The 15,680-nt window shown below is 62.9% G+C and carries 22 protein-coding genes and 1 pseudogene; 5 read left to right on the forward strand and 18 right to left on the reverse strand.

Going from position 1 to position 15,680, the window contains the following annotated elements; all coding sequences use genetic code 11:
* The first annotated feature begins 191 nt into the window (after positions 1-191).
* Complete coding sequence (locus ACZ4EG_RS00770) at positions 192-989, forward strand: inositol monophosphatase family protein (protein ID WP_467789046.1); 798 nt, start codon at positions 192-194, stop codon at positions 987-989.
* Between the two features lie 180 nt (positions 990-1,169).
* On the opposite strand, the gene ACZ4EG_RS00775 is transcribed toward ACZ4EG_RS00770, so the two are convergent.
* The gene (locus ACZ4EG_RS00775; protein ID WP_467789047.1) at positions 1,170-1,469 is read right to left on the reverse strand and encodes a ferrous iron transport protein A; all 300 of its coding nucleotides are present in this window, start codon (positions 1,467-1,469) and stop codon (positions 1,170-1,172) included.
* The gene (locus ACZ4EG_RS00780) at positions 1,466-1,780 is read right to left on the reverse strand and encodes a hypothetical protein (protein WP_467789048.1); all 315 of its coding nucleotides are present in this window, start codon (positions 1,778-1,780) and stop codon (positions 1,466-1,468) included. Before ACZ4EG_RS00780 ends, ACZ4EG_RS00775 begins: the two co-directional genes overlap by 4 nt.
* 599 nt (positions 1,781-2,379) lie before the next feature.
* Between ACZ4EG_RS00780 and ACZ4EG_RS00785 the strand changes: the two genes are divergently transcribed.
* Positions 2,380-2,991: a hypothetical protein gene (locus tag ACZ4EG_RS00785; protein WP_467789049.1), complete on the forward strand. Its 612-nt coding sequence runs from the start codon at positions 2,380-2,382 to the stop codon at positions 2,989-2,991.
* Here the strand turns inward: ACZ4EG_RS00785 and ACZ4EG_RS00790 are convergent.
* The 8 genes and pseudogenes from ACZ4EG_RS00790 to ACZ4EG_RS00825 form a co-directional block, all read right to left on the reverse strand.
* On the reverse strand, positions 2,918-3,439 hold the full coding sequence (locus ACZ4EG_RS00790; protein WP_467789455.1) for a DUF6879 family protein: 522 nt from the start codon (positions 3,437-3,439) through the stop codon (positions 2,918-2,920). The two genes, ACZ4EG_RS00785 and ACZ4EG_RS00790, sit on opposite strands and share 74 nt — an antisense overlap.
* Positions 3,440-3,530: 91 nt before the next feature.
* Positions 3,531-4,037: a Scr1 family TA system antitoxin-like transcriptional regulator gene (locus ACZ4EG_RS00795; protein WP_467789050.1), complete on the reverse strand. Its 507-nt coding sequence runs from the start codon at positions 4,035-4,037 to the stop codon at positions 3,531-3,533.
* Between the two features lie 109 nt (positions 4,038-4,146).
* Positions 4,147-4,629, reverse strand: a complete 483-nt coding sequence (locus tag ACZ4EG_RS00800; RefSeq protein WP_467789051.1) for a hypothetical protein — start codon at positions 4,627-4,629, stop codon at positions 4,147-4,149.
* A 93-nt stretch (positions 4,630-4,722) separates the two neighbouring features.
* Positions 4,723-4,947, reverse strand: a complete 225-nt coding sequence (locus ACZ4EG_RS00805; RefSeq protein ID WP_453557354.1) for a DUF397 domain-containing protein — start codon at positions 4,945-4,947, stop codon at positions 4,723-4,725.
* A 108-nt stretch (positions 4,948-5,055) separates the two neighbouring features.
* Positions 5,056-5,352 (reverse strand): annotated as a pseudogene (locus ACZ4EG_RS00810) (DUF7848 domain-containing protein); the annotation flags it as partial.
* 187 nt (positions 5,353-5,539) lie between these two features.
* A complete protein-coding gene (locus ACZ4EG_RS00815) occupies positions 5,540-6,388 on the reverse strand; it encodes a helix-turn-helix domain-containing protein (RefSeq protein ID WP_467789052.1) in 849 nt (282 codons plus the stop codon).
* Positions 6,389-6,417: 29 nt separating this feature from the next.
* Entirely contained in the window at positions 6,418-6,930 is a 513-nt protein-coding gene (locus tag ACZ4EG_RS00820) for a DUF6879 family protein (RefSeq protein WP_467789053.1), read from the reverse strand.
* Entirely contained in the window at positions 6,908-7,135 is a 228-nt protein-coding gene (locus ACZ4EG_RS00825; protein ID WP_453557305.1) for a hypothetical protein, read from the reverse strand. The genes ACZ4EG_RS00820 and ACZ4EG_RS00825 overlap by 23 nt, the downstream gene beginning before the upstream one ends.
* 234 nt (positions 7,136-7,369) lie before the next feature.
* Here ACZ4EG_RS00825 and cyaB point away from each other — a divergent pair, with 234 nt between their 5' ends.
* On the forward strand, positions 7,370-7,948 hold the full coding sequence (gene cyaB / locus ACZ4EG_RS00830) for a class IV adenylate cyclase (protein WP_467789054.1): 579 nt from the start codon (positions 7,370-7,372) through the stop codon (positions 7,946-7,948).
* A gap of 171 nt (positions 7,949-8,119) precedes the next feature.
* Here cyaB and ACZ4EG_RS00835 read toward each other — a convergent pair whose 3' ends face one another.
* From ACZ4EG_RS00835 to ACZ4EG_RS00845, 3 genes are read right to left on the reverse strand one after another with little or no spacing between them, the layout of a single operon-like run.
* Positions 8,120-8,359 carry a DUF397 domain-containing protein gene (locus tag ACZ4EG_RS00835; RefSeq protein WP_467789055.1) on the reverse strand — a complete coding sequence of 80 codons (240 nt, stop codon included), beginning with the start codon at positions 8,357-8,359 and terminating at the stop codon, positions 8,120-8,122.
* Positions 8,320-8,526, reverse strand: a complete 207-nt coding sequence (locus tag ACZ4EG_RS00840) for a DUF397 domain-containing protein (RefSeq protein ID WP_467789056.1) — start codon at positions 8,524-8,526, stop codon at positions 8,320-8,322. The genes ACZ4EG_RS00835 and ACZ4EG_RS00840 overlap by 40 nt, the downstream gene beginning before the upstream one ends.
* Complete coding sequence (locus ACZ4EG_RS00845) at positions 8,527-9,372, reverse strand: helix-turn-helix domain-containing protein (RefSeq protein WP_453557313.1); 846 nt, start codon at positions 9,370-9,372, stop codon at positions 8,527-8,529.
* Between the two features lie 216 nt (positions 9,373-9,588).
* Here ACZ4EG_RS00845 and ACZ4EG_RS00850 point away from each other — a divergent pair, with 216 nt between their 5' ends.
* The gene (locus ACZ4EG_RS00850) at positions 9,589-10,221 is read left to right on the forward strand and encodes an ATP-binding protein (RefSeq protein ID WP_467789057.1); all 633 of its coding nucleotides are present in this window, start codon (positions 9,589-9,591) and stop codon (positions 10,219-10,221) included.
* Here the strand turns inward: ACZ4EG_RS00850 and ACZ4EG_RS00855 are convergent.
* On the reverse strand, positions 10,218-10,976 hold the full coding sequence (locus ACZ4EG_RS00855) for an HNH endonuclease (protein ID WP_467789058.1): 759 nt from the start codon (positions 10,974-10,976) through the stop codon (positions 10,218-10,220). The genes ACZ4EG_RS00850 and ACZ4EG_RS00855 overlap by 4 nt on opposite strands.
* 158 nt (positions 10,977-11,134) lie before the next feature.
* Between ACZ4EG_RS00855 and ACZ4EG_RS00860 the strand changes: the two genes are divergently transcribed.
* The gene (locus ACZ4EG_RS00860; protein ID WP_467789059.1) at positions 11,135-12,358 is read left to right on the forward strand and encodes a DNA cytosine methyltransferase; all 1,224 of its coding nucleotides are present in this window, start codon (positions 11,135-11,137) and stop codon (positions 12,356-12,358) included.
* Here the strand turns inward: ACZ4EG_RS00860 and ACZ4EG_RS00865 are convergent, their stop codons facing one another.
* From ACZ4EG_RS00865 to ACZ4EG_RS00880, 4 genes are all read right to left on the reverse strand, one after another.
* A complete protein-coding gene (locus ACZ4EG_RS00865; protein ID WP_467789060.1) occupies positions 12,359-12,829 on the reverse strand; it encodes a very short patch repair endonuclease in 471 nt (156 codons plus the stop codon).
* Between the two features lie 21 nt (positions 12,830-12,850).
* Positions 12,851-13,783: a NaeI family type II restriction endonuclease gene (locus ACZ4EG_RS00870; protein ID WP_467789061.1), complete on the reverse strand. Its 933-nt coding sequence runs from the start codon at positions 13,781-13,783 to the stop codon at positions 12,851-12,853.
* A gap of 79 nt (positions 13,784-13,862) precedes the next feature.
* Entirely contained in the window at positions 13,863-14,414 is a 552-nt protein-coding gene (locus ACZ4EG_RS00875) for a HEPN domain-containing protein (RefSeq protein WP_467789062.1), read from the reverse strand.
* Positions 14,411-15,610 carry a GmrSD restriction endonuclease domain-containing protein gene (locus ACZ4EG_RS00880; protein ID WP_467789063.1) on the reverse strand — a complete coding sequence of 400 codons (1,200 nt, stop codon included), beginning with the start codon at positions 15,608-15,610 and terminating at the stop codon, positions 14,411-14,413. The genes ACZ4EG_RS00875 and ACZ4EG_RS00880 overlap by 4 nt, the downstream gene beginning before the upstream one ends.
* Positions 15,611-15,680: the final 70 nt, after the last annotated feature.

A 15,680-nucleotide genomic window follows, 5' to 3' on the forward strand; every position in this document is an offset into this window, starting at 1 on the left:
CCGCTCGCTCGCTTCTTCCTCGGCTTCCGCGAGCCGAGTCAAGGGTGACCCGAAGGATCATCGCCGAAGGCGACGCGGAGCGCCCTTTACTCGGCTCGCGAAAGCACGACACTGCAAAAAAAGCGGGCGGCCTCCGGCACCCGGAAGCCCACGGCTGGACAGCAGACGTACCTCTACAAGACGGTGACACCGTGAACGACCGCGACCTGGACCTGGACCGAGCCCTGACGATCGCGACTGAGCTGGCAGCCTGGGCACCGGAGACGATCCGCCATCCGCATGCCGGCGGGGTACGAGAGAAGGCAAGCCCGGCGGACATCGTCACGCAGACGGACGAGACGATCGAGAAGCACGTGCGCTCGGTCCTACGATCCGCCTTCCCGACCCACGGCATCGAGGGCGAGGAGTACGGCACCCACGAGCCGGCCACCCCGAACGCCCCGTACTGGATGGTGGACCCGGTGGACGGCACCACGAACTACGCCCACGGCATCGGCTGGTGCTCCTTCTCCCTGGGCCTGGCAGCCCCCGACGGCACACCCCTGCTCGGCTTGGTGGCAGACCCCTGGCGCGGAGAGACCTTCACAGCAATCCGAGGCAGAGGCGCCCACCTGAACGGCACCCCCATCCACGCAGCCCCCCACACCACCCTCACGGGCCACATCTTCCTGACGGAATGGGCAGCCCACGCCCATTGGCCGGGCCTGGACACCCTCCTCAACGCCCTCTCCACCCGCCACTGCACGACCAGGGTGATGGGCTCGACGGCACTCTCCCTCTCCCAGGTAGCCGCAGGCCGAGCCACCGCCGCAGCGATCGGCGAATTCCACGCCGTGGACGGGCTACCGGCGTACCTGATCGCAACGGAGGCGGGAGCGGTGGCACTCCCGCCCGTACCTGCGTACGACGAGCCGTTGCTGCTGGTGGCCCCCGGAGTGGCGGAGGAGATGGCGGAACTGTGGCGCGGAATCCACGCGGCGGAGGCGTGACAGCGAATGGAAGCGGAGGGCCGGACCGGGCCAGCCCTGGTCCGGCCGCTTGGAGGCGAAGCCCTTGTCCGCCGCAAGTGGAACGCCTTCGCGTTCGGCGTGCAGGCGGGGGAGTTCGACCACTTCGTCGGGTGCTGAAGGTGTGGCCCGGTGCACCCGGGCCACACCTGTGCCCGTCAACTACTGCGAGACCGGCCTTAGGTAGCGGTCCCAGATCTGGGCTTTGTAGTACGGGCCGCAGCCGTCACTGTCGTACTGAGGGCTGTCGAACACGACCCAGTAGGCCAGCTCGCCCTCCTGTGCCGTGGAGTGCCGAACGGGTGCCGGCGGCTGGAAATCGTCGATCACCCCTTGGAACTCGGCCTGCCACGGGCCTGCCCAGGACGGGTCCTGGACCACGGTGACCCTGGTACCGGGCGTCATCGCGCTCGCCGGCCACGAGACGTCCGGGCGGCCGCTGTCGCGGTTTGTCGGCGTCATTGGCTCCGGTCCTTGAACTTGAAATCGGCGGCTTCGCGCGTGCGGGTGTTGTACGCATAGTGGACTTCGACACCGTCCACGGTTTGTTCCATTTTCACCCATCCGTCGGAGGCGGGCCACCGCGGGTCCTTCATGGTGATGGGCAGTTCATTGCCGTAGTCGGCATTCTCCATGACCAGGTCCATGGCGCGCTGCTCATTGCCACCGCCCGCCGCGGTCCGCCCGGTCGACTCCGCCTCACGCAGTGCCTGGCCGAGGCCATTGCTGAACCGGCCGATACCGTCGCTGACACCGTAGATGCCGGCGCCCACCAGCGCCGTGCTGGTGACGATGGCCGGCGCTCCGGCCAGGCAAAGTAGGTCGCGGGTAGCCGGACGAGCCCCATTTCCCTGTCTTGGGCGCTGACGTTGGTCCGATCGACTGATCGAGGCCAAAGGGGCGGGCGTGCGGCAAGAGCGGTCGCCAGAGGAACCGTTGGCGAACGGGACGCTGGTGGACGGCGACTGGGACTTGGTTGCGAACAAAAGCGGGGCGACCCGGCTCGGGTTCAGCCTGTTGCTGTAGTTCTTCGAACTGGAGGGCCGGTTCTCCGATGTGCTGGAAGAGGTCCCGCCGGCCGCGGTGGAGTACGTCGCCGATCCGGTGAAGGTCCCGGCCGTCGACGGTCGCGGACGAGGAGACGCCGGCCGAGTGGCTGGCCGCGGAGGTCTGTCCGGTCGAGCTGGTGGAGGACCGGCAGCGCGAGGCCCTGCTGCTGGAGTGCCGGGCGCGGAAGATCGAGCCGCCAGGACAGACGCGGATCGAGAAGGTGCGGCGCGGGGCAAGCGGGAGAAGGCGTTCTGCGCCCGCACGATCTGCCGCCTGGGCGAGGCGGGCACGGCCCGGCTGCTGTCCCTGGTGGCCGAGGACAATGAGGCGTACCGCCCTCCTGGCCGCGCTCAAGCGCGACCCGGGCGCGGTCAGCCTGGACTCCCTGCTGACGGAGATCACCAAGCTCAACGACGTGCGCAAGCTCGGGCTGCCCGACGGGCTGTTCACGGACTGCTCGGAGAAGCTGGTGGCCGCCTGGCGGGCGCGGGCGATCAAGATGTACGCCTCGGACTTCCGCGACACGGCGGAGGACGTTCGGATCACCCTGCTTGCGGCGCTGTGCTCGTCCCGTCAGGCGGAGATCATCGATGCCGTTGTCGACCTGCTGGTCGCCCTGGTCCACAAGATCAATGCCCGTGCCGAGCGGTGGGTGGAGAAGCAGCTCACCGCCGAGTTGAAGAAGGTCTGCCGTATGGAGGGCATCCTCTTCAAGCTGGCGACGGCCGCCGTCGACAAGCCCGACGAGGTCGTACGCCGGCCCCTGTTCCCAGTGGTCGGGGAGAAGACGCTACGCGAGCTGGTGGCTGAGGCGAAGGCGAACGAGAAGGTCTTCAAGGCGAAGGTCCGCACCACCTTGCTCAATCACCAAGGCCCTTCGCATATTCCTCAAAGGGCACTGACTCAGCGAGCGCGACACGCTGATACTCGATGAAGGGCGCCACGTCACCTTCGTAGACTTCCCGGCTGATCTGTGTGCCGTCCGCCTGGTAGTGCATGAGGACGACTTCCTTCTTGTCGAACATCCAGAAATCTTGGACGCCGGCAAGAGGGTTTTCGCGGTCGGTCACGTCCATGATCCGGATGTCGTCGCCCGCCCATACGTGGGGGCGGTAGTGCATGAACTCGTACTGGAGGTACGTGGTGAGAGGGCGTGTGACGATGTGCACGCGCCCCTTGCTCTTGCCTTCGCGACGCACCCTCTTGAGGTCCTCGGTGTAGGCATCCGAGTACGTGTGGGGGTCGATGCGTTCGCCGGCCAGATAGGCTCGGATCCCTTCCTCCTCCTGCGGAACCCGGTATTCGGGCAGCGTTTCGAGCCGCCATGCCTCGCTCTGGAAGTCCCGGAACTTGGCTTTCCAGGCTTCACCGTCCAGGTACACCGGGTCAGAGCCGACATTGGGCACGAGTGGCCTCCTTCAGGATGTTTACCGGAACCGGTACTTGTCGTGATCGGGGTGCCTGCATGGCCTGTCACTTCGAGGCAGAACTGGCGTTGCTCCAGAAATCGAGTGCTTTGGTGATCAGTTTCCGCGCCGCGTCCCCGTAGGACGCTGCACCGCGCAGGGCATCGAAGGCCTTGTCATGGAGGGCGAGTTCGGCGGAGTCGGTGATGTCCACGCCGCAGGAGACGAGTTCGTAGTGCACTCGGCCCTCGCCGTGCATGTTGAAGGCAGGCATGGGAACGACACCCACCTCTGCGGTGGCGGAGAGGATGCCGAGGGAGAGCGAGGAAAGGTCGCCGTCGCGAAGGAGCCGTTCCATCTGGCTCCACATGACCTCCGGCCCTCCGACGGTCGTGTACAGGGCTTGCTCACCGAGGATCACCTCGTAGTGATGCTCCCCGTCGTACAACACCTTCTGCCGCTCCATCCGCTTGGCCACGCCCGCGGGCACATCGTCCGGAACCCCGAGAAAGTCGACGACCTGGCGGAGGATGACTGTCGCGTAGGCCTCGGTCTGAAGCGTCCCCCAGATCATGGTGGGGATGCAGCCCTGCCGTGCCGCGTCTGCTGGTACCAGGAGATCACCTCGTCCTGGATGTCTACCGTGCCGGTGGACAGCCGCTGCTGCCAGGGAATCATGCTGGTCACTGCGTATCTCCTTGCTCGACGGGACATGCCAGCTCAGGCTTTGCACGGTTCGGGGAACACGTCGCCACCGCCAGTGACAGATACGAGGGGCGTTCGAGGTAGAAGCCGAGTGACACGTCGACTCCGGAACTCAGCCTCTCAGCGGTGGAGTTGACCAGCAACGCCACTTCGGTGGTGTCGCGGTCCCGATCGGAGGCGAATCGAAGCGCGTACTCGGTCACGCGCTCCCCGAGCCAGACGGCCGCCTCCTTGGCCTCATCCCACGTGCCCCGAACCATGGAAGGCGGTTTGACGAGCCAGTACGCCGTTTCCAGTGGCGGCAGATCCACGATCGGGAACTCCGCCGCGACCTCGCGGTAGCGCTGGAGCAGCTCGGGTCTGCTTCCAGCTGGGGGCGGCTCCGGATGAGGAGGTCGCCGTAGGGCGTCGTCATCGAAACGCTCTTTCGTCCCGACCCAGAGATAGCCATGGTGGTGCACTGGTCGTTCCCCGTTTGGTGTCTTGGCTGTCGAAGATCGAAGGGGAACCGATCCCGGCTCCAAGCAGGAACCGGGACCGGCCGGGGGGAGCGCTCAGACCGAGAGCCCGAACCTCGCCGGGTCGATGCCGGCCGCGTCGAGTTCTTCCGTGGTGAACCGCAGCGGCTCCACGTCCGGCCGCTTGCTGTCTCCCAGAGCCCAGGCGTCCTCGCCGATACGCGCCAGGGTCACGCACCCCTCGGTGCATGGACCTCCGCACGCCTTCACGAAGGAGGCCCCGCTGATGTCGAGCCCGTACAGCTTGGTTCCGTCCAGCATCACTGCACCTTCCTGCTTAACTGTCGCGGCCGTGACTGGCCGCCGCCTGTGGTGGGCGGGAGATCTTGGAGCGGAGACAGAGGCTTCAGCGGGGGAAGCACTGACGCGAGCGTGGTCGGTACATGCGCGCCGGAACAAGTCGTGGCCCGTCTTGACCGTGTGCCGCATGGCCCACTCGGAGCACTGCTCCTCCTTGTCGGCGATGTGCGAGTCGTCGCAGCCGTAGGTCGCGCAGAAGACTTCCCATGTCACACCGCCCTCGCTCGCGTGGCTGATCGTGTAGTTCACGAATCGCCACACGGAACGCACGGGCATCAGAATCGCCTCGTATTCATCTCGTTCACGCGTGCCCGTAGGCGTTCTTTGGCGTCTGCTGGCCGGAGATCGTCCGGGTTTGCCTCCCATTCGATGCCTCCGCCCGAGGGGCGCAGGAGAGCCCGACCCGCCTGGTAGTCCACTACCTCGCCGACACGATCTTGCTTGGTGTCGTAGACGAGCTCACCTACGTCAGGAGTCACCGTTTCCGCCATGCGAATCACGCTAGGAAGCGGCCGGGTGCGCCCTCAACGAACGTGCCAGAACTTGCCGACGATCACCCGAGCGCGTCGATTGCCGAGGTGATCAGCTCACGAGCCTTCGAGCCGTAGACGGCCAGCTCCTGCAGTGCCGCGAAGGTCCGCGCATACAGGTCGATCTCGTGGCTCTGCGTCACAGTGAGGTGCGCGGAGACTAGTTCGACGTTGGCCACCTCGGCGTCGTACAGGAAGAAACCTTCAACCGGCCAGATGCGAGACCGGTCGGCGGTCAGCGGGATGATTCCGAGCGAGACGGACGGGAGGGAAGCGGCGGTGAGTAGGTGGCCGAGTTGCCCGGCCATCACGTCGGGGCCGCCGATGCGATAACGCAGGGCGGCCTCCTCCAGCACGATTGCGAAGCTGTGACCGCCTTCGTGGACGACGTGCTGCTTGGCGACGCGCACGCGCACTGCCTCTTCGACGTCGTCGACCAGTTGACGCCGATCGCGGATCGACTTCAGCAGGGCTTCAATGTAGGGGGCCGTCTGCACTGGGCCCGGGATGAGCCAGGAAGAATAGATACGAAAGCGACGGGTGCGTTCCCAGAGTGGAACCACAGACTCTTGCGCGCGACGCAGCCCGGATCGCTCCATGCGTCGCCACTCGACGTACATGCCGTCGATACCACGTGCCGTCGTGACGAGTTCGTCGCCAAGGTGCGGCACACCGCAGTGCAGTGCCCACGCCCGAAGATCGGCTTCAGAGGGACTACGGGCCCCGCTCTCGTACCGGGAGCACTTGGATTCGTGCCAGCCGGCGACTACAGCCAACGCCCGCGCGGTGAGCCCGGCGTCGAGCCGGATCTCGCGCAGGCGTTGACCGAGAGCCTTTCGGGCCTCCTGGACGCTGGAGGAAGGGGATGGCATGGCGTTGCTCTGTACTTTTCGCCTACCGATCAGGCGAGCTGGTAGTCGGCGTGCGGGATGCCCAGTTCCCACACCGCCTCAAAGGCGCTCGCGCACAGTTTGACCTCCTGGGGGTCGGTGCTGAGAGACGGCTCCAGCCACTCGCCCTCGCCATCGAAGTGGTTCACCAGCAGCAGGGACGAGTCGAACAGCCAGAAGTCGTTGCCAGGCAGGGCGATGCTGGTGGCCTTCCTGCGCGGCAGCCAGCAAACTTCTTCGCCAGCAGCTATGTTCAGGCCGTTCGTCACCTCGTGCTCGAACCGGATGTACTTGCTCACCGGCTCGGACACGATGCGGGCGCGGCGGACCCTCACTCCTCGGCTGGTGGCCTCGGAGACCAGGGCGAGCCAGTCGGCCCATCTCTCGGCGGGGTTGATCGCCACGCCGGCGTCCCAGTCGAGATACGCCGGGTCCGACTTCATGTAGGCGTCCCGCATCTCCAGATGGACCGCCGATTCGCGGCAGCTGCGGAACAGTTCCTCAAACGTCGGAACCGTGGTCACGCTGTACCTCCAAGAAGAACTGGACCATGCGTCGCGGGATCTCCACCACGGATTCGTGGCCGGGGATGTCCATCTGGCCGAGCCGCTCGTCGTCCAGCACCTTCCACCCCTGCACGAGATAGGTGTCCTTCTCCTCGTCCAGATACACCGTGGGCGAGCCACCGCTAGGGCTCTCGGGGTCCTGGCCGAGCTTGCGTAGGGTCATGGGTCCACCTCTCTCGTAGGTGACGATCCGTATGCCAGAGCCTGCCGCCCGTATCGCTTTGGAGGACAGAAGCTTGCCAGAACTTGCCAGATGTAACGAAGCCTTCGACTGCGATCAGGGGCGCACCAACTTGCTGGCAGAGTCGGACGGCGTCACTGCCCGGCGCTACAGCATGCTTCGAAGCAGTAATTGCTGATGCGCGGAGCGCCGTGTGACAAGGAGAAGGGGAAGACCGTGATCGAAGCGGAGCTGAAGGCCCGGGTCCACTCGCCTGAGGCGATCACTCGGAAGCTCGACGAGCGTGTGGAAGCCCGCGTTGTGGTGTACCGAGATGCGTACTACGACCGGCCCGACGGTTCGTTGGAGAAGGCGGACCAGGAGTTGCGTGTCCGCACGGTGGACGGCATGGACGGCACGCGGACCGTGCTCACCTTCAAGGACGCCGCGATCGACGAGGACTCCCGGTCCAAACCCGAGCAAGAGACCCGAGTCGGGGACGCGGCCGCCACGCACGCGATCCTGCGCGGCCTCGGTTACGTCGAGGTCATCGCGTTCGAGAAGTATTGCCGCAACTACGAGTTCGAGGCACTCGGCCGCCGCATGCTTGCCACGCTCGTCCACGTACCCGAGATCGATGGGACGTTTCTCGAAGTAGAGACGCTCGTCGATGAGGACGAGGTGAGCGCGGCCCTGGACGACGTCCGCTCCGTCCTCGCCGAACTCGGCGTTGCGCCCGGGGCCCTGACTCGCGAGACGTATACCGGCGCAGTGGCGGCGCAACGCGGCAGTCTTGGCGCCATCAGTCCGCGGTGATTGAGCGGGCGGGCGATGCGCGCATGTTCCGACGATCGCTGGCTGGCCCGCTCCGCTTCACTACGCTCTGCCATCGACTTCGGCGATCGGATTGCGGCCCACCGTGGGATCGGCTCTGTTGTGGTCTGGGTTGGAGGCGCGGTCAGATAAGACGGCGACGGACGCCCTCCATCAGCGCCCTCCCAGTTCACCTCGACCCAGTGCACCTGCGAAGGCTCCCCAGGTGCTTCTTCGAACAGCCATGACGGGCCCAGAGACACGCTTGGAGTCACGCACGAGTGTGCAGTCACTGGCATGCGCACACTCGACGCACTCGGTTCCGCTTCCGCCGCTGTAGGAGGACTTGAACCACTGATACGCATCGGGCTTCGTTACGAGGAAGCTGTGCACACGCCCGCCAGGAAGTCGCACCAAGCCCCTGCAGAGATCATCAGATGAACACCCTCTGGCTGCTTGGAGTCCCTTACGAGCACGCCAAAAGGGACGAACGCCGCCTCTATGCACTCGGTCGTATTGCCGCCGCTGTACGACGACTTGAACCACCTAAGCTCGGACGCGGGATGAGGACTCCCGGGCATTCACAGCTCCTTGAGGGCGCGATGGATCAGGGCGGAGGAAGCCTCCATGTCCAACGCTTGTGCCTGGAGGTACTCGAACGCAAGCCTGTATCGGTCCAGTTCCTCGTCCTTCTCCAGGAAGAGAGAGCCTGCATGGAAGTCGACGTACACCACGTCGAGAGCCGGCTCGGGGCCGCCGATGATCACGAAGCTTCCCAGCGCGGCGGCATGGGCTCCCTTGGAGAAGGGCAGCACCTGGAGGGTGATGTGAGGGGACTCGTTCGCTTCGAGCAGCCGATCGAGCTGCTCCTTCATGGTCTGAGGTGACCCGACGACGCGGCGGATGACGGACTCGTCGAGGATCGCCCACAAGCGCGGTGGCTTTGGGCGGGTGAGGATCTCCTGTCGCTTCATACGGATGTCGACCAGCCGCTCGATCTCCGCCTCTTCCAGCGGAACTTCGTTGGCTTTCTGCAGTGCAGTGCTGTAGGCGCGCGTCTGCAGGAGGCCAGGGACGTAGACGCAGGAGAAGTGGCTCTCACGTACCGCTTCGTCCTCAAGGGTGAGCAGCAGGTTCATGCTTTCGGGAATGGAGTCCGCGAAGGAGCTCCACCAGCCTTGCTGCTTGGCATCCTTCGCTAGACCGACAATGGTCTTCCGTTCGGCTTCAGTTGCTCCATACTCACGGCACAGCGCATCGACCACGATCCACTTGACTGGTCCCGCCTGGGTTTCGTAGCGGCTGACTGTCGCCTTCGAGACGCCGACGAGTCGCCCGGCCTCCTCAAGTGTCAGCCCCTTGCGAGCGCGCAACTTGCGCATCATGGCGCCGAGTTGGCGGCGACGCGTTGTGGTCCGTTCGGACATTCGACTCCTTCGCCGTGCACTGGGGAGAGGGCCCGGAGATTCCCATCAGGCTAGGTAGCGGTGAACCCGGCTCACTACCGGATTCACTCGATCGATTCAGGTGAGAAGTTACATGGTGAGACTTCTCTATGCCATGCTCGCTCTCAGGCGGCTACGCAGTGCAGCCGTACGGATACGGCAGGCCCAACGCCTGCGTGGCTATAGGGAGAGAGCGCCGTGCCTGGCAACGAAGTCACCGACCGCCGACTCCGCTGTGTCCTGCCGTTCGAGGCGGCGTCGGCGGAAGTGCCCCTGCTCCGGCGAGCTGCCGTTAAGCAACTGAACCGGTGGGGGATGCCCGTGGCCTCGGATGAGGCGCAACTGCTCGTCACGGAACTGGCAACGAACGTTGTCAAACACGTCGGGGAGGGCACGGCAGCTGCCCTGGTCCTCGAGTGGAGTGGCGAGCGGCTGCGGCTCGAAGTCCACGACAAGAGTCCCGCGATGCCGGCGCTCAAGAGTTCGGGTTGTGATGAGGAGTGCGGCCGAGGCCTGCACTTACTTGCGGCACTGGCACTGGACTGGGGCACGGTACTGACGGCTGTCGGCAAGGCGGTCTGGTGCGAGATTGGGCTCAGTGTGGGAAGCGCATGTCGGCGCGTTGAGCGTGCCGTCGAAGCGCTTGAGAACTATGAGGGCGCACGTGGAGGCATCCCTCTGCGCAGCAAAGGCCGAGACGCCGACCTTGCGGCGTCTGCGGTGGAACTGATCGCGGACCTCCTGCATTGGACGGCCGCCCAAGGCCATGACCCGGACGACCTCCTCGACCGGGCTCAGATGCACTACGAGGCCGAAGCGGAAGCGGCCTAGTGGCTATTGGCCCGTCCGGGGTTCGGCATGTGCTCGCGAAGAGAGGCCGGCGTGCGCCAGGATTCTCCGGGACGGCTCCTGTGGCACATGCGGTGACAGTTGGCACACAGGCACGCGAGATCGTTGAGTTTGGTCTCCCGCAGTCCGGAGACGTACAGGGGAGTGACGTGATGCACTTCGATGAAGCCCTCGCCAAGGTCTCCGTAGGTGCGCGCGAAGTCGAATTCGCAGACCTCGCATCGGAGGGCGCGACCGCGGTGCCGCATCTGCTTGATCTTCAGCGCGCGGAGCTTGGGATCCCGCTCCCGGGCGAGTGCACGGCGGACGAGGAGACGTCCTTCGATGGCAGTGGCACCGGTCTCGTCGACTTCGTCGGGCTGTGGAGGGATCAGCTGGAGCTCGCCAGAGCCGATGCCGTCTTCGATCGCCTGGGCGGCCTGGAGCATCTCGGCCTCACGGTTGGTGAAGGCTTCGATCATGAGCAAAGTGGGCTTGCCGCAGCGCGTGGGCTTGCCCGCATACAGCTTGTGATTGGACGCGAAGTCGCTTGTCTTGCGGCTCACGCTGTCCGGAGATCTGAAGCCAGGAAGCGTCAGAGCCTCTGGATCATGAATCGGCAGCGAGCGAAGCAGTTCGGACAGCTCCTGGACTTCCGGGTCTCCAGTCCGCAGCTCGTGCCAGCCGTTCTTCACGACCAGTGCTCCGGCCAGCAGCAGTTCGTCCTCGGTCCAGACAGGGCTTCGCGAGATCGGCATGATCAATATCGTATGAGTGTTCGGCATGGCGGAGGGTGCGTTCAACGAAGTGCGAGGCGTACTGCACACTTGGGGGGTCGTTGTCAGTGGGGTCTGTCACCCTCAGTGATGGTGGATTGCAAGATGTGTCTGCCGCAGTACGGCTGTAAGGAGGGGGCATGACCCGCACGAACGAACCAGAGCGCTCCGAGGAGCAGATTGAGGAGCCTGAGTTCACCTCGATCGAGATCTGCGCCGGAGCTGGCGGACAGGCTATCGGCTTGCATGGGGCAGGGTTTGGCCATCTCGCCCTCGTGGAGATCGACCCACACGCGGCCGAGACGCTGCGTAAGAATGTCGACTCCCAGCCCGGCTGGGCTTGGGAGAGAAAAAACTGTGACGTTCTGCCCCCAACAGACGTCAATGACTTCAATCAGGACAAGCATCTACAGAAGAGCAAGACGCTGCTCGGGCAGCGCGGCCTGGATCTCCTGGCAGGCGGCGTCCCGTGTCCTCCGTTCTCTCATGCCGGCAAGCAACTCGGAAAAGACGACGAGCGCGACTTGTTCCCTCGGATGCTGAAACTCGTCGACGAGCTGAATCCCCGTGCAGTCATGATTGAGAACGTACGTGGGATCATGGACCCGAAGTTCGATGACTACCGGGACTACATCAAGGCACGGCTTCAAGGCGGCTCATACCGCGCCGATGACGGTCAGTTGGTCAAGGACGCCGGGCTTGGTTACGAGGTGTGCGAATGGGGCATCCTGGAGGCCAGCGACTTCGGAGTTCCGCAGCTTCGTCCCCGTGCCATCCTGGTCGCCTTTCGGAAGGACGTCCTGAAGGATGTCAAGTACGAATGGCCAGCCTCAACCGGTGACGATCACGTCAGCGTTGCGATGGCACTGGAAGTGTCCATGAAAGCCCGGTATGAGCCGTACTTCAAGGGCGTTCACGCGAAGCGGGCTCGCGACGCGTATGACCGCTGGCTCGGGACTGCGCAAAGGCGTCATGCAGAGCTTCTGGAAAAGGGCGGAGGCATCGCTCCCACGCTGGTCGGCGGATCGAAGAAGCATGGGGGAGCGGACCTTGGCCCCAGTCGCGCAAAGGCCGCGTGGAAGCTACTCGGTGTCAATGGCCTCGGAGTCGCCAACGACCCCGAGACTTGTAAGAAGAAGGGCACCGAAGATCGCGATCTCTTCGGCGTAGATGGGCCGATGCTTACGGTGCAGCAGGCCGCCATCATCCAGGGCTTCCCGCCAGAGTGGCAGTTCGCGGGTGGGAAGACCGCGCAGTACCGACAGGTGGGCAACGCCTTCCCGCCGCCCGTAGCCAAGGCGGTCGGTGAGTCGATCGCCGATGTTCTACGAGCTGCGCGCGAGCGGAACGGAAAGCGGAACTGATTACTCGTTCTTATTGCCCGCCTGGGGCGTCTTAGCACGGCGTTTGGCGACCTCGGAGGCAATCCGGGCTGCACACTCTGCAGACGGTTCGTGTTCCCAGAACCGGAGCACCATCCAGCCTGCGTCCGTGAGCCGATGGTCGGTGTCTCGGTCCCGGGCCATGTTCCGGGCGACCTTCTCTGACCAATAACCCGAGTTGGTCTTGGGCGGCACGTAGTGTTCTGGGCAGCCGTGCCAGTAGCAGCCGTCGATGAAGACTGCCACCTTCGCCGGGCGGAAGACCATGTCTGCGGTCCGGCGAAGGTCGGGCAGTGGCCTGGCTGCTACTCGATAACGCAGGCCTTGGGCATGAACGAGCCGTCGGATCAGGCGCTCAGGGGTGGTGTCCCGGCTTCGGATGGCCTGCATGTTGCGGCGCCTTGCCGCAGATGAGGCCCAAGAGCCACTTGGTGGTTGCCACTCGACTTCCATGAGACCCCCTGCACGCCTCGGCTATCGGGAAGGCAGCTTAGGGGCAGGCCGGTCTTCCTTTTCACCCGGGCCGACGGCCACCCAGGCGCAGCCATCGAGTTCGACCGATGGCCGATCTCCATGGTGAGGCTGTGCCTTAGCTACCCTGAAACTTACAAACTCTCCCTTTTCCGGAACCGGACCTCCGAGTGCTTGTGCAACAGCTTGGTGGTTCCGAGAGTCTCCAGGGATTATATATCCCTCTTCTCTCAGGGCCGGCCGTGCGCGTATACGGTCCTTATCGTCCCGCACGCGGGCCATGTAATCGTGCTGCTGAGCCAGAGTCCTTACTACGTTGCGGTCAATTCGGCGCCTCTGCACGCGCCGGAAGAGCTCGTTGACACGTTTCTGCCCCGACGTAGGTGCGTAGAGCGCGTTGCGCGTTTCATCGTCAAGGTGAAGCAAGAGGTTCTCTTTGAGTGGCTGTAGATGCCACAGCCAGTCGATGAGATGAAGGTTCGATTTATTGAGTCGGTACTTATGGTCTCGATTTCCCCTCCGAGTCACCAACCCATTCCGCGTGAGCTTCTCCCTGTCTGCCCGAAATAGGCCTGCGCTCCACTTGCTGACTTGGTCATCGGCCCACACAACCAGACAAATTTCCCCCATGGCTTCTGGCGGAATCATCCAGCCGCCCAAGTCCTGGGAGAACTTACAGTCCACGTCCACGCCGGCGATCTCGTAGTCCATATCCCGACCTGGATTGAAATCGAACTCGCGCTGCAAGTTGATCTCTACGAGGGTCCCTGCGTGAGTTTTTTCAGTCTTGTGGAGCTGGCGCCAGTCATAACGGCCAGTGTTTTCCCCGTCGAGCAGCTGATCTATCGTCTTGCGTAGAATGGCTGCGAATTTACTTCCTTCAGGGTCCAGCCCGAGAAGGTGTTTGCGAACCTTCTCCAACTCTTTGTCGTCCACAGCTCTAACAATTTTCGTAGCGCTCGAAATGTCGATAGGCAGGGTTTCGTCCTGATGGCTTGTCAACGAAGGCCTCACGTCAGGGGGTGGTTTGCCTGCCAGAGTCGACCGGCACGCGCAGCAGGCGAGGGAGCTCATCGATGAAGGCTGACCCTTTTTGATAAAGTCCGTAGACTTCATCAATTGTCTTATTTAGGGTGAATGTCGCATAGTTGCTGTGAACGAGCTCGTTCCTGACAGCTCCTATCTCCAAGAATGCTTCTTGGCCCTCGCGTATCGGATCCTTCGCTGCTATCTCGGCTTCAATGACCTTTTTCTGCTCTTTGCCGAAGAGGGCCCAAAAAGGCCCGGCCTTTCTATTCGGCCAATCAAAATAGGTGTGGTATTGGCGGCTAATGGCCTTGCGGTCTACCAGCCACACGACCCCGGGCGCAGTCACGTGGTCACGCACGTAGCCCCGAAGATGCAGGCACACGTAATGCTCAAACTCGCTCGCGGCGGCGAGCAACAGAACCTTTGGCAACATTGTCTGCAGAGTTGAGTGGAACGAGGGCTCGCGCACCTGGAGTTCGGCTAGCATCTGCTGCTGGTCGTTGTACAGGAGTTCCACCGGCTTCGCGGGCAGGCTCACTGTGATACCTCTTCGAGGGCGGCGCGCATGAGATCGTAAGTTGCGGTAAGCCGTCCTCTTACGTTAGTTGTCTTTGTGGATCCTTCTTGAGAGAAGGCAGAGAAATCCTTGCTGCGCCCGAAAGCTCCGACTTTTGCGTGATCCAGTTTCTTCAGGTCGTGACCCTCCTTGCGAAGGCTTTGCGCTGCGCAATAAACCGACTCGAAAAAGAGCGCACTGAACTTCTTCTGCCCGGGCCAGAATGTCCACTCATCCCAGTCCTGAATCGTTTCGAGGAACCACTCCCAGTCTTCAGTGACCTGATTTACCTGACTTTCGTCGAAACCCTGGGCCTCCTTGCAGAATGAATTAATGAAGCTGGTCATTGAGCCAGAGTATGTCTCTGTCCCTCGGTTGAGAGATAGGGCCCGCAGAATTATCTCGATGTCCCGCATCCGGAAGTCTGGGTCCGTTGTGCCGAGGACAGAACGCCACTCTTTGTTCTCGTTTAGTGCGAACAGGTTCTCGAAGAACTTCGAGTGATAGAGGCTTGCTCGAATTTCTTGAGTATTGAGGTTCACTCCACCCGTATTGAGGCGGTTGAACATTTCAAAGATGGACGAGTCGTCGTCCCTCGGATTGACCTGCTTGACGATTACGTTTCGAATCGTTCGAAGATTGAATTGATTCTGGTAGTCACCGAGGGTTTCGTATGTGAGCCGCGAGAATCGATTAGAGGTCCCGTTGGGAAGTTTCGGAAGCTGGAGCTTGAAGGGGGTGAAGAACTCATCGTCCAACAGGAGTTCTTCACTCAGACCCGCCCCCGAGTTCAGCACCTTCCTGAGTTCGCCGCGCTTCTCCTTTTTGGGGAACCTTCCCCTCATGAAGAAGTGGACTGTCAGGAGTCGTTGTTGCCCATCTATGACAAGGAATTTATTTCGGTTTTCTTCATAGAGGAACACTTGGGGCACGGGAAGTCCTAGAATGAGCGACTCGATCAGCTTGGATGCCCTCTTGATGTCCCAAACGTAATTTCGCTGAAACCCCGGTGTCTGGATAGCCCCTTGATCGATAAAGCTATTAATGGTCAGGGTGTTGAAGTCGTTGGGGGATGAGACGATGTCGTATTCACTGATCTGCTCTTGCTCGTCGTCCTCGGCTTCAATTTCTTCGACCGAAAATTCTTTGGCCATTATCTGTACCCCCTCAGCTCGCATTGGTCAGCACCTCTTGGCCGTACGTTGTGAGACCGCGGCCGACCTTGGTTTTCTAAAGTCTTGGCATTGG

This window comes from Streptomyces sp. NPDC025638 (assembly GCF_055558775.1).